Consider the following 22,298-nt stretch of genomic DNA (forward strand, 5'->3'; position numbering starts at 1 on the left):
ACAACCCAGATGCTCATGTGTTCACCTCTAAACAGTCTAATCCCTCAAATTTTTACTAGTTAAATACAAAAAGACATTTTCTAAATTTGGTTCTACGATTTCTGCTGAAATAATTTGAATATTTAATGCGGTCACACCTTGAATGAGATGACTTAATAATTGCTGAGGATGTTGATCAAATATTTTCATTTGATTTCCTTGAACGTCGATTTCCTTTAAAGGGTCGACTTCATGTATGAATTGACGCACTCGATCTATATCATTTTGTCCATGTTCACATTTTATGGTCAAAACAATTTCTCTTTGATTTCCGACAAGCTCACTTAATTCATGCTGATCCCCTAAAGCGATGATAGACCCATGATCCATAATGGCCATTCTTTCACATAAAAATTCAACTTCTTCCATGTAATGACTAGTATATATAATGGTCATTCCTTCTCCATTTAATGTCTTAACTGTTTCTAATATATGACTTCTAGATTGGGGATCTATGCCTACAGTAGGCTCATCCATGATTAATAGTTTTGGTTGATGTAATATCGCGCAACCGATATTTACTCTTCTTTTCATTCCTCCAGAGAATACTTTCACTTGATCATTTGCTCTATCTTTAAGACCAATTAGCTCAAGTGTTTCTTGTACTCTGCTTTTCAACTCTTTTCCTTTGAGTCCATACATTCTCCCCCAAAACATTAAATTTTCTTTTGCTGTCAAATGTAAATATAAAGCGATCTCTTGCGGAACAATTCCTATCATTTGCTGCGCCTTTTTTGTTTCTTTTTTTACATCTATACCTTCAATCGTTATGGTGCCGCTTGTGGCATGAATCAGCCCTGTCAAGATGCCAATCAATGTGGATTTCCCCGCACCATTCGGACCTAATAGTCCAAAAGATTCTCCTTTTTTTAAGTGAAAGGTTATCCCTTTTAATACCTGTTTATCTTCATAATATTTCTTGATGTTGTGTACGTTTAGCAATCAATACCTCTCCCTAGTCATTTAATATCAATTAAATTATCTGGTATGAACTTCAACTTTAGAATAATTTTTCCAATTCATATATTTTAACATGAGATGTATTGCAGGAGAATAGTACAGGTCATTTTAAAATAGAACATAAAAAAACTTACAGGATATAATCTCCCGTAAGTTTTTTCGATTATTCTCATTGATTCATTATTTAGAAATCATCCCATGCGGGTCAATGACAAATTTCTTCGCTACACCGGAATCAAAGTCGCTGTATCCTTGAGGGGCTTGATCAAGGTTAATGACGGTTGCATTCACCGCTTTGGCGATTTGTGCTCTTCCGCTTAAAATGGATTTCATTAGACTGCGGTGATATTGCATGACAGGGGTTTGGCCTGTCACAAAGGTATGGGCTTTTGCCCAGCCGAGTCCAATTCGCACTTTCAGTGATCCAACTTTTGCATCAGCATCCACTGCACCTGGGTCTTCTGTGACGTAAAGCCCTGGGATTCCGAGTTTACCGCCAACTTTGGTAATATCCATAATTGTATTTAAAACGGTTGCAGGCGCTTCTCCTTGATCTCCATGACCTGAAGCCTCAAAGCCGACACAATCGACGGCACAGTCTACTTCTGGCTCTCCTAAGATATTGGTGATTTGTTCGCCGATTCGATCATGTTTTCTTAAATTGATCGTCTCACAGCCAAAGCTTCTGGCCTGCTCCAGCCTTTGTTCATTCAAATCACCGACAATGACCGTAGAAGCGCCAAGAAGCTGAGCGGAATGCGCTGCGGCAAGACCTACTGGCCCTGCACCGGCAATATATACGGTTGAACCAGGCTTTACTCCAGCCGAATATGCACCGTGAAAACCTGTCGGGAAAATATCGGAAAGCATCGTCAGATCAAGTATTTTTTCCATCGCTTGATCTTTGTCTGGAAATTTCAGCAGCTGGAAATCTGCATACGGCACCATGACGTACTCGGATTGGCCGCCAACCCATCCGCCCATATCGACATATCCATAGGCAGAGCCTGGACGGTCCGGGTTTACATTTAAGCACACATGGGTTTTTTGTTCCTTACACATGACGCATCGTCCGCAAGCAATATTAAAGGGAACGGACACAAGGTCTCCTTTTTGAATAAACTCCACATCTCGTCCAACCTCAACGACTTCACCTGTAATTTCATGACCAAGGACTAGTCCTGCAGGCGCAGTGGTACGACCTCTCACCATGTGCTGGTCACTTCCGCAAATATTCGTCGTCACTACTTTTAAAATGACGCCATGCTCACATTTGCGCCCCACATTGGCTTTCGGTACACCCGGGCCATCTCTTAAAATCAAATCAGGGTATCCAATATCCTCAACTGCTACATTTCCTGCTCCTTTATAAACGACACCTTTGTTTCCCGACATATTTTCATTCCTCCCTTTTTGTTTAAAAATGAAGTCTCTACAATTTTCTCTACTTCTGAAGCAATTCCCTGCCCCAAATGGCACAATTGATAAAAAAAAGCGAAAAATGTATCTTCCAGTCAAATAAAAAAGAAAATATTGAAAAAAAAGCTAAACTTTTGAAGAACGGTGTCGATATAATAAATAAGCCAGACAGGTATCCTTAATCGACAAACAAATTCCTTATATATACTATCATTCCTTACACACCTGGCTGGCGCCTACATCATATACAAAAGTCTCTTCTGATGAAGAGACTTTTTTTAATTCGCTCAAACATGATTCAATGACACGCAAAGAAGCTCCTCTCACGAAGAGCCTCTTTTAGAATGCTTGTTCATTACCTGGGAAATATTTTCATCATTTTAACGCTTTGATACAGATGTATGTATCATAGTGATAAACCGAAACTTCTCTAAAGTGATACGCTGAAAATAGGCGGCTGATCTCTTGTTCACTATACGATGAAAAAGAATGTGACCGCTTTTGTTCCTTCATCAGTTCCTGCTGTTGGAATGATAAGAATACTTCTCCATCCACTTGAAGAACGCGGTACACTTCCTTCATGACTTGCTCAATATCCTTCAAGTAATAAATGGTCTGCACCGTAAATAATTTATTGAATGATCTGTCTTCAAAAGGTAAATGCTCGGCTTTACCAAGAGTCACAACGGCTTTATCCTGTTCCACAAGCTTCTTATGTTTTCTTTTTGCATATTTGATCATATGACGAGAGGCATCCACTCCATATACTTTACCGCGATCAAGTTTCTCTGCTACCTTCGATAATGTCATGCCTCTTCCAGTACCGATTTCTAAAATCCGGTCATTTTCTTGTATATTTAAGAGTTGAATCGTCCATTCATTGATATCATGATGATTTTTTTCCATATAGCGGGCAACCCATTTTGAGAACAAGCCTTTTGGTTCCCTCATTTGTTTTCCAATCCAGCTTTGAATCAATGTTAACACCTGCTTTGCACCAGTAAATAAAACTATTTACGAATTTTCTTACTTTTCATATCGGCTCACACCTAACAAAGTTTAAGACCTAGTCCTAATCATTTGTTATTGATTAGACGGCATCTTTTCAGAAAATGTTTCGCAGAACTTCAAAAAATTTAATCCGAATAGGCGTTTTCATTAATTGTGCTCAGATTGATTTCGTTTTCTGCATGAGCTGCATATTTTATGAATGTATCTTGATTAGATAAAGGTGGTGCTAGATTATGGGCTTTGGTGGAGGTTATGCTGGAGGCTGCGGTGGTTACGGTGGCGGCTTTGCAGGCGGATTCGCATTGCTTGTTGTACTGTTCATTTTGTTGATCATCATCGGTGCAAGCTGGATTTGCTAATGTAAAAGGAGCAGGAAACGATAACGTTTCCTGCTCCTTTTCTTTAATACCAATAAGCTCGATACTGATACATATATTGTCTGAGCATTTCCTCTTGCTCTCTTTGCATTCGGTACGGATTACCGTATCCATGCTTTAAGGAATGCGGAATGGATGCATATCCGTGCCCCACTGACGGAAACCTCATATATGGTGACATCGACATTCGTTGATCACCTCACAATCTCCTTTTACGGATATCATATGTGCAGATGATCAATGTGGAGCGTGTCTAAACCTGGTCCTTCTCCATAGTATAACAATCAAGTATTGCAAGCATCATAAACATGTCAATCTCCTCCTTTTCGCATTTTTCTTTTCGTATTTTAGTTCATGTACTTTAGTTGTTTCTGCTTCATTTCTTCATAAAATGTTTCGACTTGTTGTTCATAAAGAACTGTTTCAATGTCTTTGTATTTTCGTCGGATCGTCAATGTGATAAAAAATAAATGGATTGTCATATACGCTCACCTCCCTTCAGTTCGCAGCACGCGAAATAGCCCGCAGATCTTCTTTGTCAGTTGACCTGTGGGCACACAAAAATGCAGATCAAAAGACAGTGTCTTCCAACCTGCAATGGATGATACGTAAAATCCTCGTTTACTTTAACAGTTTTGAAGCGTGTGCACCGTATAAGGTAAAGGAAGGACACGAGCTCTTCCACAGGCTGATGACATGATGAAATTGTTGGTTGAATTGTTCACAAGTAGATACGAATAACATATTCTTCAGCCTCCTTTACGTTTTTAATTACTTTGTTAGTATATCCAGCAAGCACCATTTTGTAAACCTGTTTTTAGTAAAATAGATGATTTTTGTGTGTTTGACTAAATTTCTACATTTATTCTTGTCCGATTGTCCAATACAATCAAAAAAGCCCCCTCACGTATATGAGGAGACTTTTCGAATTAATCTTCATCTAGTTCTTGCAGTTTCTTTTGAAAAAAGATCGCACGTCTCACACAAAGAAAAGCTGCTAATAAGAAAATACAATCAATTCCCATCATCAGCATTTTTGGAGATGCTTCGATGTGTTGGCTTGGTATGATCGTACCAATATATAAAAAGGTGCTGACAGCAAGCAAAATAAAAGCGTACTGCTTGTAATCTGTCACTAAACCACTCCACTTTTTCTTCACTTGAATCACCTTCCTGTTTAACATGTCTATTGATAGCTTAACATAGTAAAAGAAAGGTAGTAGCATGTAAATCTATCCATTCACTAGTGCGTTTAGTCCCTGCTTCATATCATTCAGTAAATCATCCACATCTTCAATCCCGACGGATATACGAATTAGCCCATCAGTGATGCCAAGCTCCTCGCGGCGGTCTTTTGGAATGGACGCATGAGTCATTCGAGCAGGAACAGAGATTAAGCTTTCAACCGCTCCAAGGCTTTCTGCGATCGTAAACAGCTTAAGCTGACTTAAAAACACATCGACATGTTCTTCTTTTCCAATGTCAAAAGAGATCATGCCGCCGTAGCCTGATGCTTGCGTTTTTGCAAGTTCATGTCCAGGGTGAGCATCAAGGCCTGGGTAATAAACACGTGTGACTGCTGGATGTTGTTCTAAAAACTCAGCGATTTTCTGTGCATTTTGCTGATGTGCTTCCATTCTTAGTCCAAGCGTTTTGATTCCTCTCATGAGAAGCCATGAATCCTGCGGTCCAAGAATTCCACCAGTAGAATTTTGAACAAAATGCAGTTCTTCCCCAAGCTCTTCCGTCGCTGTTACAACTAGCCCGCCTACGACATCACTGTGGCCGCCTAAATATTTAGTGGCACTATGCAGGACAATGTCCGCCCCATATTCAATCGGCCTTTGGAAATAAGGTGTGAAAAATGTATTATCAACAATCATTAAGATGTTGGCTTCTTTTGTCAATTGGCCGATCGCTTTGAGATCAGTCATTTTCAGTAAAGGATTGGTTGGTGATTCAATGTAAACCGCTTTTGTTTCAGGTAAAATCGCCTTTTTCACTGCTTCAGGATCACTTGTGTCAACAAAGGTCGCTTGAATGCCAATACGGTTGAGTACCTTTGTGATGACGCGGTACGTTCCGCCGTATACGTCATCTGTCAGGACAATATGATCTCCGCTGTTAAACAGCATCATCACTGCCGTAATGGCAGCCATTCCTGAACCAAATGCGTAGCCGTTTGCTCCTCCTTCAAGGTCACGAATGACGGTTTCTAGTGCCGTTCTTGTTGGATTCGCAGTTCTTGAATATTCATATCCTGTATGTTCGCCTGCTTTCGGCTGCTTATATGTGCTCACTTGATATATCGGCACAGACACAGCGCCCGTTTTTTCATCACCAGTTGTTCCGCTGTGTATCATCATTGTTTTTCGTTTCATTTTATTTTCCTCCCTCATAAATTCCTTTACTTAAATACCGTTCACTGCTGTCAGGAAAAATGGTGACGATGACTGTCCCAGGTGCTGCCTTCTTCGCTTCTTCTAAAGCGGCAAATAACGCTGCACCCGAAGAACTCCCGATGAGAACGCCTTCTTTTTCAGCAGCTACTTTCACCATTTGGAAAGCATCATCATCACTGACGGTATATATCTCATCGAATAAAGCAGATTCCATATAATCTGGGATAAATTCAAGGCCGATTCCTTCCGTTCTATGCGGACCCGGATCTCCTCCATTTAAAATCGATCCTTCAGGTTCGACAACAACTGTTTTTAACGCAGGATGCTGCTCTTTTAAATAGGCAGCACACCCTTGAAAAGTCCCGCCAGATCCCGCTCCTGCCACGAATACATCGATATTTCCTTGCAAATCGGACCATAATTCTGGGCCAAGTGTTTTATAGTAAGTCAATGGATTTACTTGGTTTTTAAATTGTAAAACGCAATAGGCATTGTCAAGGCTTGCCTCTAGTTCAAGGGCTCGATCAATCGCACCCTGCATGCCCTCTTTTCTTGGTGTATGAATAATCTCTGCACCGAGCGCTTTCATGAGCTGTTGTTTTTCTTGACTAAAATGTTCTGGTACGCAAAAAATGGTCCGCAATTGATGCTTTCTTGCACTGAGGGCAAGCCCAATTCCTGTGTTTCCAGCAGTTGCTTCAATGATGGTTCCACCAGGGCGCAATTTGCCAGATGCTAATGCTTCTCTTATGAGCATATCACCTAAACGATCTTTAATACTTCCACCCGGATTCATCATTTCAAGCTTTGCATATATCTCTACACCTTCCGGGATGCCGATTCCTGACAGTTTTAAAAGCGGTGTGCGGCCAATTAATTCTGTAATATCCTTTATGACAGCCATATGATTCCCTTCCTTTGTATGGAAAAGAAGGGGGAATCCCCTTCTTTTATTGAGTTTGCTTTATCATACGCAAGACAAGGTCGGTTGAGTGAATCGCTGCTTGTTCAAGAAATTGATCAAATGAGACATTGGATTCTTTCCCTGCAATATCAGATAGCGCTCGAACGACAACAAATGGCGTTCCAAAGAGCTGGCAAACTTGTGCAACGGCTGCGGCTTCCATTTCCACCGCATATAGCTCTGGAAACTTCTCTCTCACAAACGCTACACGATCCGGATCATTCATAAATGAATCTCCGGTTGCAATCGTTCCTTTTGCCACTTGGATATGATCGATCTCTAAAGCCGATTCCTCTGCCAGCTTCACAAGCTTTTCGTCTGCAACAAAAGCAGCTGGCAATCCTGGTACTTGTCCGTATTCGTAATTAAAGATCGTGACATCCACATCATGATGTCTAACATCAGTAGAGATGACAATATCCCCTACATTTAATGTGTGATGGAAACCGCCAGCTGATCCTGTATTGATCACATAATCCGGCTGAAAGCGGTCAAGCAGAAGTGTTGTGCTGACCGCTGCATTCACTTTTCCAATCCCTGATTTTAATAAAATCACTTCTTTATCTTCATAAACACCTGTTGTGAATTCACACCCAGCGATGTTTTCTTGTGTAGCATTCTTTAGTTGATCTCTTAATATCGTCACTTCTTCTTCCATTGCACCTATGACTGCGATTTTCAAATCAAAAACATCCTTTCATTCCCTTTTCTTCGCTTCTACGATCCAAACAAAATCATTCATTTGATGAAAGGACGTACTAAAACCTTCTTCTTCAAAGATTTGCTTTAGCACATCGATGGATGGATAATATTCTGTTTCTAAATCTTCAGCAAGCTGATCGAATCCTGCCGCTTTCGCTTTGTCAATTTCAGCTTGATGTGCTGCTTGATTTTGAAACATTGTATCAGCAAAGACTATTTTACCATCTGAGTGAAGGATGTTGCTATAGGTGTGAATGGCTTGTTTTTTTTCTTCGTCCGTTAAATGGTGGAAAGCATATGAACTGACGATTGTATCCGGCTCAAATGGCAGCGCTGGAAATGATAAAAAATCCCCATCATGAATCACATCGGGTATTCCCTTTTGAAGAGCCGCTTTCTTCATGGCGTCTGATGGTTCAACGCCAAATACGTTCTTATCAGCTGCGAGCAGTGCCGCTGTTAAATTCCCCGTGCCGCTTCCAAACTCAAGAACATCTTGACCTGCACGCAGAACAATTTCTTTTAAAATAACCGGATACCGGCGAAACACTTCTTCATACTGCTCATCATGACCACTTACCGTGTCGTCATAAGAGTCAGCCCAATGATCAAATAAAGAAAGAAACTCACGTCCCATTTTCTTTCCCTCCACTTTATCTATTTATTCCTATGCGTATAGTATGTTTTAATCCGTCGAACAGTTCCTATCCTACCACATCTTCAGTTTCTTTCCTACTAAAAAATACTGGGAGTGGTAGAAAAATATTTGCTCTTTTAGAGGAGAGAGATTAAGATGAATGAAGAGTATGGAGAGGTGAATCAAATGGATTTCCAGTTGGATTTTCTAAAGGATAAAATTGAATTCTTTGAAGCATCGTCTTTAAAAGAACTTGAACAAAAGATCCAAAAACAAATTGAACATAATCAGGCAATCTTGCTGACCGTTCATTCTGTCAGTCATCAAACGACTGTGATCGATGACCGGATTTTGTATACAGCGGTTGTTCATTTTAAGGCGAATATCTAAAAAAAGATAGCATGGCTGCTATCTTTTTTTCATGTTTATTTTAATTTTTCAACCTTTACAGGTTTCCAGCCTTTTTCATCTACCCATGTGATTTCCACGCGGTAGCGTTCGCCTGTTGATTTGTCACGGATGGTTCCCTTTGCATCTTGAGGGCCTCCGTTATTTCCTAACCAAAGAACTGTCATTTGATCTTCTGAAATTCCCGTTGCATAGGACATGGCTTTCATCATTTCTTTCCAGTCTTTTGAGTTAGAATCATAGGTTGCTGTATGTGAACCGGATTGCTCTGTTCCTACAGGCTCCCAGTCATCGCTTTCGTATGTTTTGTCTACGTCACTCGTTTTGCCGCCATCTGTTTCTTTGGCGTCTTTTAACGCATCTTTATTAGGCTCTTTTTCATCATCTGACTTCTTCGCATCGTCGTCTTGATCAGATGAGTCATCTTTTTTTGCATCTGAATCATCGGATGTGTCTTTCTTTTGATCTTTCACATCTTCATCTGATTTTTGTTTATTTTCACTTGTTGCAGGCGCTGTTTTAGATGGTTCTTTCGCTACATCTGTGTCTTTCGGTTTATTAAAAATTAATAAACTCGTTGCGACCACCAAAATAAGCACCACAACGATACCAATTAATATGTTAAGCACCATATTGGCCTTTCTGCGCTTATCACGATGTTCAAATCGAGAATTTCTACTCAAAATCTCTGCACTCCTTTGCCTCTGTTCCCTAAGTCGTTACTATTTTAACATGACATGAAGGGATGTTCTATGTCTGTTTCTTTTCAATTTCGTTGACCTTTTTTACAATATCATAAAACGCATCATTTGTCTTAGCCCGCCCACTTGTCTCATCAAGGTGAACAACGACAAGAGCATATTTTGGTTTTTCCACCGGAAAGTATCCAGCAAACCACTTATGATAAAGCGGATTCCCCTTTTTATCTTTACTGCCAGTTTGGGCAGTGCCTGATTTCCCCGCCACATCAAATGGAAGGTCTCGAAACCTTCTTCCTGTTCCTTTGTCAGACGTCACCACCTGCCTTAAGTACTTTTGCAGTTTTTGTGCTGTATAGCGGTCAATACTGCCCCCTTCTGGTCGTTTGTTTTGAAAGGTTAGCATCGTTGTTCCGTTTTGATACAGCACTTTTTCAGCGATTTTCACTTCTTTTCGTTCTCCGCCTCTTGCAATCGACGCCATCATATTGGCCATTTGCAAAGGAGTCGTTTTGACATTTTTTTGCCCTATTGCGGTTTGGGCAATAGCCTTTTTAACATGCTTGTCTCTTTTATCCCCCCACACATTGCCGGTTTCTTCACGATCAAACTGTTTGAAATGCTGCTTATGATAGACATCCCCTTCCCAGCCAGCTCGATCAATGAGTCCAAGCTTTGCAGCCGTCTTTTCAATGATTTGATCATCTGTTTGGATCAGCTTGTCAGCAAGTGTTGCAAAGGTATAATTACAGCTCTGCGAAAAACTCTCAGACAGATTCAGGACTTCCTGCGTTCCTTCTGGCTCTCCATATAAATTCTTTCGACAGTCATACATCGTTTGTGGCTGGTCGAGGTTTTTTTCGATTGCTGCGGCAAGTACAGCGGTTTTAAAGACAGAGCCTGGTGCCATGGCAGTCAGCATGTAATTTCTTGCTTCATGCCGGTTTTTGCTTGTGACGTTTGGCATACTTGCCATCGCCAGCACACTGCTGCTTTCAATGTCGAGCAGAACGGCCCCGCCTTTTTCGACGCCTTGGTCTTTCAGTACCTTCTCCATTTCAGCTTGCATGTTTTCATCAATTGTTGTTTGAACTTGAAGAGGATAAAATGAATGAGCCTCTGCTGTATATTTGACGTCCATCCCAAACAAAGGGTTTCCCCTTCCGTCCACATGATATAACAATTTTGTGTCTTGCTCGGGTAATAAAAATTCGTCAAAGGTACTTTCCAGCCCAAAAGTGCCGATTTCTGTACGGATGGAAAGCTCTTTTTTGTCAGGATAACGCTTTCTGAGCAATTCTGGATTCTCGCTCGTGAAGCCTAATGTGTGGAGGGCAAGTCTTTTTTTGTCCTTCTCTTTCATATATACGCCGTACACACCTGAATATTTCATATCATTGATGTCTTTCAGCTTTTTTTTCGTGATGTCATCTTTGAGAATCAGAGGTTTTTTGGTTTCTGTCAGCTGTTTTTTGAGTTCATCTTCTTCCATCTCAAGAATAGAGGCGGTTTGTTTTAAATGAGGAAGATCATATTGCAGGAAAGGAAATAAGATCACCGCAGGCTGTTCTTTTGTGAGAAGCGCCTCGCCGTTTCGATCTAAAAATTCACCGCGGCCATCTGAAATGACCACTTCTTCTGTACGCTGTTTGACACTTTCTTGTATTAAATTGATATCAAGCTTTGAAAAAGATTCTGTGAAAAACAGTTGAATTTCTGCCAGTCTGATGAGAAGACCGAGCAGCAGCATAAATATAATAGCACCTGTCCCTTGAATTCTACGTTTTTTGCGCATAAAAACACCTCGTCCCTATTGTGGACGAGGTGTTTATCGTATAAACGTGATTATGAAATTTTTACAATTTGGACGAACATTTCTCCGCCAGGTGTTTGAACGGTTACTTTGTCGTCTACTTGTTTGCCTAATAGGCTTTTTGCAATTGGTGAATCGTTTGAAATCTTTCCTTCGAACGGATCAGCTTCTGCACTTCCAACGATTGTGTAAGACTCTTCTTCTCCGTCTGGTAATTCAACGAAAGTGACTGTTTTACCAAGTGAGACAATATTTGAGTTTCCTTCATCTTCGATAATTTTGGCATTGCGAATCATATTATCAAGCGTAGTGATACGCCCTTCTACAAACGCTTGCTCTTCTTTAGCAGAATCATATTCCGAGTTTTCAGAGAGGTCTCCAAAGCTTCTAGCGATTTTAATACGCTCTACAACCTCTTTACGTTTAACCGTTTTCAAATGTTCAAGCTCTTCTTCTAATTTACGTTTTCCTTCTTCTGTCATTGGAAATACTTTCTCTTGTGCCATGAATCATTCACTCCTTCTATTAATCCTCATCATACATACTTTCTGCACGTGAGTGACGACTGAAATATACAAGAATGAGGACTTCTTCATGCCCTCATTCCTTCTGTCCCATATTCGTAAAAGTCCATCTTACATGGCGTCCCTTTTAGATGCAACTATTATGCCTTTTCTCAGATAGGACCATCCGCAGCGGTCAAAAGATGATCTATCTTATCGCACAAACTGTGGAAAGGCACAGGAAGCTCCTGTACCTCGTTCGCCATTTCGATCATATGTAGAAGAATAGCTTATCCATTCTCCATCTTCCCAATACATAATATGGTCAGTGTACGATATGTCTATGCTATATTATTACATAATTGCTTTTTGATCAAGAATTGTTTGAAAATTTGTGATGATTTGTTTGTCGTTTTTTTAATATACTTTTACAAAATCGAAACCACTTCAATATTCAGCTTGAAAACGACATTTTTCTACATCTATTTCACATCATTGTTTTCCTATCATATCAAATCTTTCATTCAAAGTGTTACTTCTTAAAATATTTAAGCAGCTTCTACTTTTAGAAACAAGTGAAATATGGTATTTATTCTCTTTATTATGATGTTGAAAAGACCTTTACAATGTAAAGGTCTTTTTCTCCTCCACCATTTACTCTGCTCGGTTTTGAAGAATCGTTTGAATTTTTGTCACCATTAAGTCAATGGTCTTGATATGTTATTTATTGATAACAAAATCAACTGAAACCCAATGCTTTCAGAGTTTCTCTATGTTCCGCTATGTTGATATTTTCATTATTTTTAGATCAATTATATTTTTTTGTGGGCAAACTGTGGGCAGAGACAGCATTTACAACAGAAATCTTTTTGAATACTGTTTTTAGATTCATTCTTCTACAAAAACCCTTTGTTTTTAAACTTCAATTACTGATATTATGATAAACTTATATGGAAAATAATTGTTATGGAGGGTTTATATTGAATCACATGAAAACGTGTTTCTTCCTATTATTATGTATTACATTGTTAAGTGGATGCAACACCACTTCAAAAGAAAGCGGGACAACAACCACAGAGAGTGAAAGCTATAATTCCAATAACAACTTAGAAAAGAGCAATAAAAAGACATTAGATAAAGTTGGTGACAGTTTATACGACCCTGATACCGGAACAGTCACTTTAAACAATGTAAAAGATATAAGTGATAAAAAGGTCCGAATAGGTGATTTGAAAATCGTTTTCCACAATATAAAAGTTATTACAGTCACCGATCTTACTGATAATTTTAAAGCTGAATTGAAGGAACATTTTGATGGGAAACTAAATAAATTCACTTATGCCCAAATCCTTTATGAAACAGAAAACACAGGTAAAGATCAAATCTCTTGGAGAGGATTTAGAACTGCTGTCACTCAGGGAAAACACCAAGTGAATTTAGATTTTAATTTATATATGGGATTACCAAATCCATCATCTATAGAAATGTTGCCAGAATCGAAATTGGAAAATAACATGGTCTGGATTCCTGTAAATGAAAATGAGAGGGCTATTAGAATAAAAGCCGAAGATGTATTAAAGAATGACAACAACAAGCCTGATGCAATCGTCTATGGAAAAGAAGTAAGTTTTGATATCTAAGGAAGTTCATCATGACTGATCTTGAAGAGTGGTCATCATATTTGAAGATTTCGTTGAAAACCATTCATAAATTCCTTTATTGTTATATAATGGTTATTTACTTAAAAGAGCGCCATTCTTAGGGGGAACAAAATGGGAATTTTCATTTCAATATTTGCCGGTTTAATGATTATAGGAATTTGTGTAGGACTTATTCTATTAATTTTCTCGAAATCAAGGAAAGTAGGAAAAGGCGTTTTTATTACTTGTCTTCTTATATTGTTATCAATATCATTTTTGAATTCATTTGTTTGGAAATATGAAAGCTCAGAAATAGCATCAATAACTCCTGAAAAATATAATCAATTAAAGGAAGGTATGACTCCTAAAGAAGTTAAGAAAATTGTTGGTGGTTCCGCTAGATCAGAAGAAATAAAAGAAGATAATTATTTCATTTGGGAATATGAAGGGGAAAAAGGAATTGAAAATGATGCCTCGGCAGACTTAATATTTGAAGATGATCGACTAAGTTCTAAATTTGAAAGTGGTTTGCTGACAAAGCACAATGAAACAGATTCCGAACAGGTATACGAGTCAGAAGTAGCAGGTGAAGAAGATGAATTAGAATCTTTGAAAAGTGATGCTGAATATGAAATTGAATCTCTTGTAGAAGATAATTACACTACTGCCTCAATTGAAAAAATTGAAATTAATGAAGATATGGGATCGAGTGAGCCAAATAAATTAATTGCTCTTGTTCACTTGTCATTTGATGCAAAAAATTCTGCTCAAACATCTTATAATATGGTGGAAATGTATAGTGATGACCTAGCTGCTAAGATTGGATCGGAAAATGATACTGTCAACCAAATCGCTGTATTTTGGAAAGTTCCTTATATAGATGAAGATGAAACATTAGCTAAATTCTCATACGAACGTTCAGGAGAACATATGAAAATCACTGATAAAGTATCTTCTTTAAGATGACCCTTCGACTTGAAGGGTTTTTTATTTACATTTATAATCGAACATACATTCTTTTATAGGAGGGTACGGTGTGACCGATCTTGAAAGGAAACTTTATCGAATCATCTATAACATGAGCAGATTCAGAAAGAATCCCTCGATGGATGACCTTAAAAGGAAAACGGGGAAGGATGAGCTGACGATCCGAAAGGCTGTTAAAAATCTAATATCCCGAAAAGAGCTTGAATGGAATAAGGAGAAGCAAGAATGGCGGTTTAAATAAAAAAAGACCTCCATCGCATCGTTGCGAAGAGGTTATGTTAACTATTTAGTCTTTATACTTCTTAGAAAGGCACTTCTGTTCTGTGTGGCATTTGTCAGCATAGTCGCATTTTCATTGAGCCTTTGCACCAATGCGTCCTTAGCTTTTCCTTCAAATGAAGAGAGTAAAGCAATATACACTTCAGCTACAACCTGTTGTGCTGAAGAAAAATCTGATGCGTTTTTTGTGTCTGCTTTTAGGTTCTGACAATGCGTTTTTAAACTTGCACCCACAATATTTTTTAATTCCTCATTCTGTTGTAATCGTCTGTAAAACTCATCTGCATCCATATTAACTCCATATGGCAATTAAAATCCCCCTTATAACCGTAACCATCTTGCTAATTCATTATCCTTATCTTTTAAATCCTCCGCCATTTTCACAATAAATTCACTAATATCCTCTAAATCTCTAATCAAATAATGAAGAGAAGCCTCAGTTTGATACTGTTCTTCTGAGTCGTAAAATGCTGCTCCATCTTTTACAAAAGGGGCGTGAAATAATACAGCTTTATCAACATCACTTGGATCTAGATCCTTGAATTCTCCTAACCTCTTTCCACAAATAGATTTCACGTCATAAACCATTTTGCTGTGATCATGAGGGAATTGTTCAATTGCTTGTTTTTTTGTTTTTAAGTCTTCGATAGCTGCCTGTAATCGATGAGCTAATTCTTTTGCATATTTGGCATCCACTTTTATGGTTTGCCCATTCATACCTGAATAAGATGAGAACGATTCGACATTCTGGTTATAAACACCTTTGCTTCCATCCACACTTTTGATATTACCATTCTTATCAAATGTAAAGTTCGAATCATTTAAACTATGAGTATCGGGATTTTTTGCAAATGCTTGTCCATGGAAGGAAGTAATCAAATTTCCTAAAACCCCAGGAACAGCAAGGGGTGATATAAACCGATTTATACGCTCTCTTCGTGATTGACTAGGATCTTTCGTATAAATTGTCGTTCCGTTGTGTCGGTCATATTCTAATAACCAACCTGAACCCACCATATCATCGGGATTAATGATGGCTTTATGATACAAATCAAATTCTCCGTTTCTGATTTTCTTCTGTGTTTCTTCATCATGCAACTTAACAATGGAAGGGTTATTAAAAGCTACACTGTAAACATTATTGTTTACACCAGCATATTCTGCATCTGCCCCTCCAAGAGAGTGACCCGTTGTCGAAATGACTGTATTAGTGCCAGCATACTTTTTCACTTCATTAGCGACGAGCTTATCACCTTGATCGAATTGGGATGTTTTGGATACAACTTTATACTTTCCGCTCTTCAGTAACATAGCTTGTTCCATACTACCGTTATACTTGGCAATCGCTTTAGAGTTTTCAGGTGCCTCTTTTTTCATTATGTATTTGACTTTCTTTTTCGGGTCTTTACCCATTACCACGTTGCCGCCATCTGCACTTATTACATCAGCTTTGATTTGTTCCTGATTTGTTCCTTGAAAACCTACGACAACATTCTCAGGCTCTTTGGGTTTAACCCATTTACCTTCTTTTTTCTTTGCTTGGACAAATACGTAAACATCTAGTCCTGTGTCCGGGTCTTTTTTGATTTTATCTACATAAAAAGCCTTTTTTGAATCATTTACAAGTGGTGTTTTATTCTCATAGGCTTTTTTCATTTTCTTTTCACTATAAGTATTTTGACTAAGAGAAAAATAGTCTTCATCTGTTAAATTAGGTATGCCGGTCTTTGTATTCATGTACAATGCCCCTTCTCTCATGTAAAATGTAAGACAGAAAGGATGGTTTTATGAAAAAATACATAATTATCCTTATAACTCTGGTTATTATAACACTTGGAGGGATATTTATGAAGGAACAACACGACAAAAAAACAGAAGCCCAAGAAGCTAAAAATGAAGAATTATATTCCTTGGCTAAGAAAAGAATGACTGACTTTATTAAAACAAACTATAATGATATTGAACGTATTGATTATACTAATGATTATGAGGTAAACCCAATGGGTGGCATTGAAATCAATGGTTACCTTAATGGCAACAAGAAAAAAGAACTATGGGGAATCTATGATAAAGGTAATGACAAAGTCATATCTTTCACTGTAGATGCTAAAGAAAAGCCCGAGTGCGAAGATAAAGTATGTGAGTATTAAACGACGTAAAAACAAAAGCGTCCCCCAATATTTCAACGGGACTATTTTCTTACTTCAATATTGATGAACCTTAAATAGAACACACTAAGACAAATAAAAAAGCCCTTCCATTTTGGAAGGGCTTTTCATTTATTTCTTCTTTGCTTTTAAATTTGTAGATACCTTTAATACTTTAACATATTTAGATGCAGCAGTGATGTACAGTCCTGATTTCAGTTTATACATTTTTGATCCATTTACGTTGACCGTTTTATCAATCGTAAATGCTTCACCAGGCTTCACCTTTTTGTGCTTTGCTGACCAATTTGGCTTATCATAGACCCATAGCCACCCGTCAGCATTCGGCTTCACTACGGCCATTTTAATGCCCTTTTGTGTCGTTTCTTTTTTGGGGCTTGTTTTAGATGATGAAGATACCTTTTTTAAACCGATGGCTGCCGCAATTCCTTCTGCATGTCCCTCAGCCAACAAGTCAAGGAAAGATTCCTGTTTGAGCAGCGCAGCATCTTCTTTACGATCAATAAATAGATTCTCTGTCAGAATCGCTGGCATTTTTGTTTCTCTCAATACAGCAAGGTTTTTAGACTTGGTCCCACGGTCTCGGTCGCCTATTTTTCCTTTGATCTTATTGTAAATGGAATCATGTACAATTGTTTGCTGCTTGCCAGTGCTGGATGTTGCAGATAGTTTATCAAAACGAAACGTCTCAAAACCCGTTCCTCCGCCAGCATTGATGTGAATAGATGCCAAATAAGCAGCACCCCAATTATTTGCAAGCCTAGCTCTTTGAGACAGATCAATATAAACATCAGTTGATCGTGTGAGCTTAACTGATGCCCCGTACACCTTTTCAAGAATCGCTTTCGTTTTCTTAGCAATCTTTAATACAAGATCCTTTTCTTTCAACCCGTTTGCTACTGCGCCCGGATCGTGCCCGCCGTGTCCCGGATCAATCATAATTTTCTTTGTCATGTTCATCTACTCCTTAAATTTTAATTTGATTATTAAAAAGAGCCACCTCTTGGTAGCTCCTTACTTCGTTAATCCTTCTTGTTTTAGGACTTTTTTCTGCTGCTTGCCTTTCGATGTGACATAGTTGTTTTTGAACCATGCGACAAGGGTTGTTACGATTGTAAAGATCATTGATCCAGCAAGATATAACGTATCAGCCAGTGAAGTGACTTGATCCTCCTCAATCGGCAAAACAGGTTTGCCAAACATAATTAACGCCTGGTTGATTAGTGCCATAAAAAGAAGCACCGTGCGAACGACCGTGCCTTTGTCAAAATTTTTCATATCAAAAATTCCTCTTTTCGTTTTATTTTTGGTTTCTTTCAATCCTGTCGAGTTTTTCAATGACAACATCATACTTCTCGCTAAACTTTGCTAGTACGTCGTTTTGTGCGTCAATTTGCTCGTTTAGCTTGTTCTCACGCTCTTTTGTCGTGTTCAATACATAAAACAGCACCCAACAAAAAAGAACCGCAAACGGTCCTTGTGTCATTAAATACTGCGCCAAATCCATTTCCAAAAATCTCACCTACTCCCTCACTTTGTCCACCCCCTTAAAGAAGGCAAAATAAAAAGCACCTGTTAAGATGCTACGGTTCCTAAATCAACTGATACACTTGGCTTGTCGAATGCAAGACCTGTTATCTCTTCAAATTCTTCTTTTGTAATGACGCCCATTGCTACATAATCACGCATAATCTCAGGTGTATAAACTTCCCAAGCCCAAAACACTTTTAAATCTTCTGCTGTAGGGTATATCACGATGTGCCCCCTCGCTGTAGCTGTGCTACTTGATGCGTTAGCATGGCAACTTGTTTTTTCAGCATGGTAACGTCTGCCGCGGGTTGCGGTTTCGGCTGCAAGCTCTCTATATACTCTTCGGATGCTGATTCAAACCACTCTCTCTTGTCCGCATCATATTCAGGAAGATATAAACCTTTTTTCGGCCGTACATCCGTAGCGTTTTCCGGCATTTCGTCGTACTCGCTAATTATATCTTCACCCATGTACATAAAATTTTCGTCATAGTAATAAACGTGCATTTATCTTATCCCCTTACCACAATGGAATTTCCTCGTTTATCTCAACCCTTGACACTTTTGAATTATCGTTCGCATTTAGCCCATCAAATTTGAGTGAGCCATCTACGCCAAGCGTCAAACGTGCTGCTCCGTATGATCCAACTGTTGTACCTCCAAAAACGGTTGTCCCTGATGGTTTTTGAACAAAACGAGCAATGATAGTATCGTTCGCTGGTATTCCTTCGAAAGACCCCCGAAGATGTAAAGAGTTTAGACGTATCGAAAATTTGAGTGGATTTCCGGCAAAGTGTTTTGTTGTTCCAGTGACTAACGTTACTTCGTTCCATGTGCTGCTTAAATCTTTTTCGGATAACACTCGATCCCATCCTTTGAAACCTTGAGCATGGAAAGTGCCAATCCAAGTTATGTTATCAAATGATCTTGTAGCGATAATGCGTTTATATACGACTCCATTTTGTTCATACTTTGTTTCAAAAACATCAATGTAATAAAAGCTTGTATCATTTTCTACTGGAGCATTAAGGAGCTGGGCTCCCATGTATGGTCCAGTTGGTAACTTGAATATGTCAGTACCATTTGGAACCCTTGCAACTCTTCCATCGTTTGGCGTAAGCCTATAAAGCTGGCTCTTGTTCCAGTTGCTTTTCTCTGATTCCGTTACATGGATTTTTTCGTTTTCAAGGTGCGGATCGACGTATTCTTTTGCCGCTTCCAGTGCTGCCGCTGCTTTATCTTTTGCACCTGCAGGTGTTTCCGCTTGAGCATCCGTGTATTTTTTAGCTGCCGCAAGTGCTACATCTACTTTAGACTGCGCGCCTTCTTTTGTTTCGATCTTTTCCAAGTCCTCAAACTTGTCTCTTAGATCTTCAATTGTTTGTATAGACTCCTCATACAATGCGTTTATTTTATCTCTTAACGCCTCAAACTCGTCCACATAGTATTCTGTAATTGGGACGATATCTTGATCAATGAGAGACTTCGTAATGTTAAAAGAAAACTGATGTACGGACATAGATTGATCATTTGTATAGTACAAATTTAGCTCAGCTTGTACATTTCCATAATGTTTTATTTCATTCTCTGTCAAAATGTATTCCGCATGACCGTTCACTCTATCAACTATCGTTACGTCTCTAATGAATCGGCTGCCGTCGGCCATAACTAATACAAGTTTTCCTGTGACAGCTGCCAGAGGCAACGGCACGCCATCTTTCGTGAGTTTAAATATCAACCGCGCTGTCTGTCGATCCTGCGTCCAAAAATTTATGCTGGTTGATACACTTGAACTGGTATACGCGTTTACCTCAAAATCAAGTGGACCGTTCTTCCGAATCATGCTATCACCTCTCTCATGTTACATTTTCAAACGATTTAATAGGATCAACGCTGCTGTCTTTTAAAGAATCTTCTGCGCCAGCTCCTTTAAGTCGATTGCCGAAATGCTGAATGCGTGAGCATTTACTGGTTAAATACATCGCATATCGACATTTTTTCCCGCGCACTTTGTTGAATCTTGCTGCTGAATCTCTGACTCCATCCATGAAGATAATTCCGTAATACGGGTTTGATGAAGAAGTCCTTTTACCAGCATTCTGAATATCGCTGAAATCAACGTTTATGTCCTCTGAATCACCTGAAACAGAAATCCCCGAATATCCAACTTCACGTAACGTTGTGTTTGTGACATCAATGTTCTTGCACCCTAATTCTACGCGCACGCCGTTTCCTTCGATGTCTCGTCCGACGTTTAGATCAGCTTTGCCATTGCTGCAGCGTGTTAAGAGTACCCCATGATGTTTGATGTCTCTAAATTGGTTGTTAGACACCAAAAAGCCATCCACGTCTGATAAGTGAATAGCATGCTTGACCTTTACGCCGTTGATTTTATTCCCTGAAACATCTACGTCATCAATTTTTTGAATTCCTTTGCGGCCATATACTTGAATGGCATGACGCTCTTTGATATTGGTGAAAGTGTTATCTTTGACTGAAAGACGCTTTACCTTGTTGACCCTGTTCGTAGGATTGCCGTTTGCGTCTTGCGTGTAGACCGATTCAACTCTTGGGATCATTAGTCTTACGCCGGATGCACAATCCTTAAATCTGTTTCCTTCTATCAGAACATCTTCCCACTTGTTGCCGGACACCGCGTACTCGGATGTATCTTCAAAATCATTGTTAATGATGCGGATGTCACCATACCAAAAACCATCAGTGCTGGTGTGAGAATCTATCCCTCGCGCATATCCTCTTAAGCTTTCGGATCTGCTAAAATAGCAGTCTCGAATAGTGACATGCTTGCTGACGGTTTGATCATATGCACCAAAGGCACCGAAGTTGCCCGCCGATCTCATCAAGTCCAGCTGAATCGCAGCAGAAAACCATCTGTCGCCCTTATAATCAGCGAAACCTTTAAACCAGACATTTTCAATTAAGACGTGCTTATTGCCTGCACAGTCAAAGGCGTGGCCGCCGCACACATCTTTGATCGTAATATCACGAATGATAATGCGCTCAGCATGTCCAAAACCTAAAACAGAACATTGTTCCTTGATTTCACCACCTGCGCTATCAAACACCCCTTGCCCATCAATCAGTATGTTCCCGTGGCCGTTATAACCTTTTGTCTGATCGTCTCTATCACCATTTACAAGCATTGACCCTACAAAGCCTCGCCTTATAACTGCGCCAGCCTGTAAGGTCAAATGAGTGTTTTTATAGATACGGGCTGTCTCCATCAGCTTGTATTTTCCGGGTGGCACGACAATATGCACAGGATATAACTTCGCAAGACTTAGTGCCGCCTTAAAGCCAGCTGTGAAACTTCCATATTTTTTAATGAATTTTTTAAGATTGAGAGAAACTGCAGAATCTTCAATTTCTTGCTCAAGTATTTGGAAATCATAATCAAGACGATCTTTTGCGGTGGGATGAATGGATGCATCCCTAGCGACACGAATATCAACCACTTCTTTAACATCTTTTCCATCGTGATTTAATACTAGATTGATAATCCTTGACCACATGTTGTCTATTCGATTGGCAACAGAGAATAACCCATGTTTGATTTGATTCGACGTATGAGCTATGTCGTTTGTTTTATGCCGTTTCAAATCATCTGCATTCTGATTCAAATGATTTTCTATAGACTGCATATCCTCTCGCAGCTGCTCTGCGTATTTCGAGTTTCGTCTAGTGTCATAGTCCTTTCTAAGCCTCACCATGTTCTCACTCTCCTTTTTTGGCAAAAATAAA

27 protein-coding genes and 1 pseudogene are annotated in these 22,298 nt (G+C 39.2%); 6 read left to right on the forward strand and 22 right to left on the reverse strand.

All coding sequences use genetic code 11. The features are described 5' to 3' along the window. Positions 1-36: 36 nt before the first annotated feature. The 3 genes from NSQ36_RS12005 to NSQ36_RS12015 all read right to left on the reverse strand — a co-directional run bounded on the left by NSQ36_RS12005 (position 37) and on the right by NSQ36_RS12015 (position 3,396). A complete protein-coding gene (locus tag NSQ36_RS12005) occupies positions 37-981 on the reverse strand; it encodes an ABC transporter ATP-binding protein (protein ID WP_050943692.1) in 945 nt (314 codons plus the stop codon). Positions 982-1,179: 198 nt separating this feature from the next. Beyond that, complete coding sequence (fdhA, locus tag NSQ36_RS12010; RefSeq protein WP_058014590.1) at positions 1,180-2,394, reverse strand: formaldehyde dehydrogenase, glutathione-independent; 1,215 nt, start codon at positions 2,392-2,394, stop codon at positions 1,180-1,182. 399 nt (positions 2,395-2,793) lie between these two features. Beyond that, complete coding sequence (locus tag NSQ36_RS12015; protein ID WP_339207356.1) at positions 2,794-3,396, reverse strand: class I SAM-dependent methyltransferase; 603 nt, start codon at positions 3,394-3,396, stop codon at positions 2,794-2,796. Positions 3,397-3,713: 317 nt separating this feature from the next. On the opposite strand from NSQ36_RS12015, the pseudogene NSQ36_RS12020 reads away from it, so the two are divergent. Beyond that, positions 3,714-3,788, forward strand: a pseudogene (locus NSQ36_RS12020) (YjcZ family sporulation protein); the annotation flags it as partial. 43 nt (positions 3,789-3,831) lie between these two features. On the opposite strand, the gene NSQ36_RS12025 reads toward NSQ36_RS12020, so the two are convergent. The 7 genes from NSQ36_RS12025 to NSQ36_RS12055 all read right to left on the reverse strand — a co-directional run bounded on the left by NSQ36_RS12025 (position 3,832) and on the right by NSQ36_RS12055 (position 8,511). Next, positions 3,832-3,987 (reverse strand): hypothetical protein, encoded by a 156-nt coding sequence (locus NSQ36_RS12025; RefSeq protein ID WP_223251167.1) that lies wholly within the window; start codon positions 3,985-3,987, stop codon positions 3,832-3,834. 166 nt (positions 3,988-4,153) lie between these two features. Next, positions 4,154-4,288 (reverse strand): YrzI family small protein, encoded by a 135-nt coding sequence (locus tag NSQ36_RS12030; RefSeq protein WP_012010698.1) that lies wholly within the window; start codon positions 4,286-4,288, stop codon positions 4,154-4,156. A gap of 447 nt (positions 4,289-4,735) precedes the next feature. Further along, positions 4,736-4,966 carry a YrhC family protein gene (locus tag NSQ36_RS12035; protein WP_003216296.1) on the reverse strand — a complete coding sequence of 77 codons (231 nt, stop codon included), beginning with the start codon at positions 4,964-4,966 and terminating at the stop codon, positions 4,736-4,738. A gap of 72 nt (positions 4,967-5,038) precedes the next feature. Continuing rightward, positions 5,039-6,187, reverse strand: coding sequence for a bifunctional cystathionine gamma-lyase/homocysteine desulfhydrase (locus tag NSQ36_RS12040; RefSeq protein ID WP_003216259.1), 1,149 nt, complete (start codon positions 6,185-6,187; stop codon positions 5,039-5,041). A gap of 1 nt (position 6,188) precedes the next feature. Then, positions 6,189-7,112 (reverse strand): cysteine synthase family protein, encoded by a 924-nt coding sequence (locus NSQ36_RS12045; protein ID WP_339205789.1) that lies wholly within the window; start codon positions 7,110-7,112, stop codon positions 6,189-6,191. Between the two features lie 46 nt (positions 7,113-7,158). Further along, positions 7,159-7,854: a 5'-methylthioadenosine/S-adenosylhomocysteine nucleosidase gene (mtnN, locus tag NSQ36_RS12050; protein ID WP_050943689.1), complete on the reverse strand. Its 696-nt coding sequence runs from the start codon at positions 7,852-7,854 to the stop codon at positions 7,159-7,161. Positions 7,855-7,869: 15 nt separating this feature from the next. Then, complete coding sequence (locus tag NSQ36_RS12055; RefSeq protein WP_050943688.1) at positions 7,870-8,511, reverse strand: class I SAM-dependent methyltransferase; 642 nt, start codon at positions 8,509-8,511, stop codon at positions 7,870-7,872. 186 nt (positions 8,512-8,697) lie between these two features. Between NSQ36_RS12055 and NSQ36_RS12060 the strand changes: the two genes are divergently transcribed. Continuing rightward, the gene (locus NSQ36_RS12060; protein WP_034620637.1) at positions 8,698-8,901 is read left to right on the forward strand and encodes a YrzA family protein; all 204 of its coding nucleotides are present in this window, start codon (positions 8,698-8,700) and stop codon (positions 8,899-8,901) included. A gap of 35 nt (positions 8,902-8,936) precedes the next feature. Here the strand turns inward: NSQ36_RS12060 and NSQ36_RS12065 are convergent, their stop codons facing one another. The 3 genes from NSQ36_RS12065 to greA form a co-directional block, all read right to left on the reverse strand. Then, complete coding sequence (locus NSQ36_RS12065) at positions 8,937-9,602, reverse strand: YrrS family protein (RefSeq protein WP_050943687.1); 666 nt, start codon at positions 9,600-9,602, stop codon at positions 8,937-8,939. Positions 9,603-9,669: 67 nt separating this feature from the next. Then, positions 9,670-11,412 (reverse strand): penicillin-binding protein 2, encoded by a 1,743-nt coding sequence (locus tag NSQ36_RS12070; RefSeq protein WP_339205791.1) that lies wholly within the window; start codon positions 11,410-11,412, stop codon positions 9,670-9,672. Between the two features lie 50 nt (positions 11,413-11,462). Continuing rightward, entirely contained in the window at positions 11,463-11,936 is a 474-nt protein-coding gene (gene greA / locus NSQ36_RS12075; RefSeq protein ID WP_003216248.1) for a transcription elongation factor GreA, read from the reverse strand. Between the two features lie 986 nt (positions 11,937-12,922). Here greA and NSQ36_RS12080 point away from each other — a divergent pair. The 3 genes from NSQ36_RS12080 (at position 12,923) to NSQ36_RS12090 (ending at position 14,801) form a co-directional block, all read left to right on the forward strand. Then, positions 12,923-13,573, forward strand: coding sequence for a hypothetical protein (locus NSQ36_RS12080; RefSeq protein ID WP_249118308.1), 651 nt, complete (start codon positions 12,923-12,925; stop codon positions 13,571-13,573). Between the two features lie 132 nt (positions 13,574-13,705). Next, the gene (locus NSQ36_RS12085) at positions 13,706-14,539 is read left to right on the forward strand and encodes a hypothetical protein (RefSeq protein WP_339205792.1); all 834 of its coding nucleotides are present in this window, start codon (positions 13,706-13,708) and stop codon (positions 14,537-14,539) included. 70 nt (positions 14,540-14,609) lie between these two features. Next, entirely contained in the window at positions 14,610-14,801 is a 192-nt protein-coding gene (locus NSQ36_RS12090) for a hypothetical protein (protein WP_339205794.1), read from the forward strand. A gap of 41 nt (positions 14,802-14,842) precedes the next feature. Here the strand turns inward: NSQ36_RS12090 and NSQ36_RS12095 are convergent, their stop codons facing one another. Together NSQ36_RS12095 and NSQ36_RS12100 are read right to left on the reverse strand one after the other, a co-directional pair. Next, entirely contained in the window at positions 14,843-15,148 is a 306-nt protein-coding gene (locus NSQ36_RS12095) for a hypothetical protein (protein ID WP_066030406.1), read from the reverse strand. A gap of 12 nt (positions 15,149-15,160) precedes the next feature. Then, positions 15,161-16,576, reverse strand: coding sequence for a lipase (locus tag NSQ36_RS12100; RefSeq protein ID WP_339205795.1), 1,416 nt, complete (start codon positions 16,574-16,576; stop codon positions 15,161-15,163). Positions 16,577-16,626: 50 nt separating this feature from the next. On the opposite strand from NSQ36_RS12100, the gene NSQ36_RS12105 reads away from it, so the two are divergent. After that, complete coding sequence (locus NSQ36_RS12105) at positions 16,627-16,989, forward strand: DUF1433 domain-containing protein (protein ID WP_060596917.1); 363 nt, start codon at positions 16,627-16,629, stop codon at positions 16,987-16,989. Positions 16,990-17,118: 129 nt separating this feature from the next. Here NSQ36_RS12105 and NSQ36_RS12110 read toward each other — a convergent pair whose 3' ends face one another. The 7 genes from NSQ36_RS12110 to NSQ36_RS12140 all read right to left on the reverse strand — a co-directional run bounded on the left by NSQ36_RS12110 (position 17,119) and on the right by NSQ36_RS12140 (position 22,267). Next, entirely contained in the window at positions 17,119-17,961 is an 843-nt protein-coding gene (locus tag NSQ36_RS12110; protein ID WP_339205798.1) for an N-acetylmuramoyl-L-alanine amidase, read from the reverse strand. A gap of 60 nt (positions 17,962-18,021) precedes the next feature. Beyond that, entirely contained in the window at positions 18,022-18,285 is a 264-nt protein-coding gene (locus NSQ36_RS12115; protein ID WP_339205799.1) for a phage holin, read from the reverse strand. A gap of 22 nt (positions 18,286-18,307) precedes the next feature. Further along, positions 18,308-18,520: a BhlA/UviB family holin-like peptide gene (locus tag NSQ36_RS12120; protein WP_034324986.1), complete on the reverse strand. Its 213-nt coding sequence runs from the start codon at positions 18,518-18,520 to the stop codon at positions 18,308-18,310. Positions 18,521-18,582: 62 nt separating this feature from the next. After that, positions 18,583-18,762, reverse strand: a complete 180-nt coding sequence (locus NSQ36_RS12125; RefSeq protein ID WP_339205803.1) for an XkdX family protein — start codon at positions 18,760-18,762, stop codon at positions 18,583-18,585. Further along, positions 18,759-19,043 carry a hypothetical protein gene (locus NSQ36_RS12130; protein WP_339205806.1) on the reverse strand — a complete coding sequence of 95 codons (285 nt, stop codon included), beginning with the start codon at positions 19,041-19,043 and terminating at the stop codon, positions 18,759-18,761. The genes NSQ36_RS12125 and NSQ36_RS12130 overlap by 4 nt, the downstream gene beginning before the upstream one ends. A 13-nt stretch (positions 19,044-19,056) precedes the next feature. Beyond that, entirely contained in the window at positions 19,057-20,379 is a 1,323-nt protein-coding gene (locus tag NSQ36_RS12135; protein ID WP_339205808.1) for a BppU family phage baseplate upper protein, read from the reverse strand. 13 nt (positions 20,380-20,392) lie between these two features. Then, the gene (locus NSQ36_RS12140; RefSeq protein ID WP_339205810.1) at positions 20,393-22,267 is read right to left on the reverse strand and encodes a right-handed parallel beta-helix repeat-containing protein; all 1,875 of its coding nucleotides are present in this window, start codon (positions 22,265-22,267) and stop codon (positions 20,393-20,395) included. Positions 22,268-22,298: the final 31 nt, after the last annotated feature.

Source organism: Bacillus sp. FSL W8-1143, assembly GCF_037965155.1.
Taxonomy (GTDB): Bacteria; Bacillota; Bacilli; order Bacillales; family Bacillaceae; genus Bacillus; species Bacillus pumilus.

Bases quoted from the DNA above. Each gene is read 5' to 3' on its own strand.
- fdhA (WP_058014590.1), bottom strand. From the start codon at position 2,394: ATGTCGGGAAACAAAGGTGTCGTTTATAAAGGAGCAGGAAATGTAGCA.
- NSQ36_RS12085 (WP_339205792.1), top strand. From the start codon at position 13,706: ATGGGAATTTTCATTTCAATATTTGCCGGTTTAATGATTATAGGAATT.
- NSQ36_RS12070 (WP_339205791.1), bottom strand. From the start codon at position 11,412: ATGCGCAAAAAACGTAGAATTCAAGGGACAGGTGCTATTATATTTATG.
- NSQ36_RS12040 (WP_003216259.1), bottom strand. From the start codon at position 6,187: ATGAAACGAAAAACAATGATGATACACAGCGGAACAACTGGTGATGAA.
- NSQ36_RS12030 (WP_012010698.1), bottom strand. From the start codon at position 4,288: ATGACAATCCATTTATTTTTTATCACATTGACGATCCGACGAAAATAC.
- NSQ36_RS12100 (WP_339205795.1), bottom strand. From the start codon at position 16,576: ATGAATACAAAGACCGGCATACCTAATTTAACAGATGAAGACTATTTT.
- NSQ36_RS12115 (WP_339205799.1), bottom strand. From the start codon at position 18,285: ATGAAAAATTTTGACAAAGGCACGGTCGTTCGCACGGTGCTTCTTTTT.
- NSQ36_RS12130 (WP_339205806.1), bottom strand. From the start codon at position 19,043: ATGCACGTTTATTACTATGACGAAAATTTTATGTACATGGGTGAAGAT.
- NSQ36_RS12140 (WP_339205810.1), bottom strand. From the start codon at position 22,267: ATGGTGAGGCTTAGAAAGGACTATGACACTAGACGAAACTCGAAATAC.
- NSQ36_RS12025 (WP_223251167.1), bottom strand. From the start codon at position 3,987: ATGTCACCATATATGAGGTTTCCGTCAGTGGGGCACGGATATGCATCC.
- NSQ36_RS12060 (WP_034620637.1), top strand. From the start codon at position 8,698: ATGGATTTCCAGTTGGATTTTCTAAAGGATAAAATTGAATTCTTTGAA.
- NSQ36_RS12080 (WP_249118308.1), top strand. From the start codon at position 12,923: ATGAAAACGTGTTTCTTCCTATTATTATGTATTACATTGTTAAGTGGA.
- greA (WP_003216248.1), bottom strand. From the start codon at position 11,936: ATGGCACAAGAGAAAGTATTTCCAATGACAGAAGAAGGAAAACGTAAA.
- NSQ36_RS12135 (WP_339205808.1), bottom strand. From the start codon at position 20,379: ATGATTCGGAAGAACGGTCCACTTGATTTTGAGGTAAACGCGTATACC.
- NSQ36_RS12055 (WP_050943688.1), bottom strand. From the start codon at position 8,511: ATGGGACGTGAGTTTCTTTCTTTATTTGATCATTGGGCTGACTCTTAT.
- NSQ36_RS12110 (WP_339205798.1), bottom strand. From the start codon at position 17,961: ATGACAAAGAAAATTATGATTGATCCGGGACACGGCGGGCACGATCCG.
- NSQ36_RS12105 (WP_060596917.1), top strand. From the start codon at position 16,627: ATGAAAAAATACATAATTATCCTTATAACTCTGGTTATTATAACACTT.
- NSQ36_RS12045 (WP_339205789.1), bottom strand. From the start codon at position 7,112: ATGGCTGTCATAAAGGATATTACAGAATTAATTGGCCGCACACCGCTT.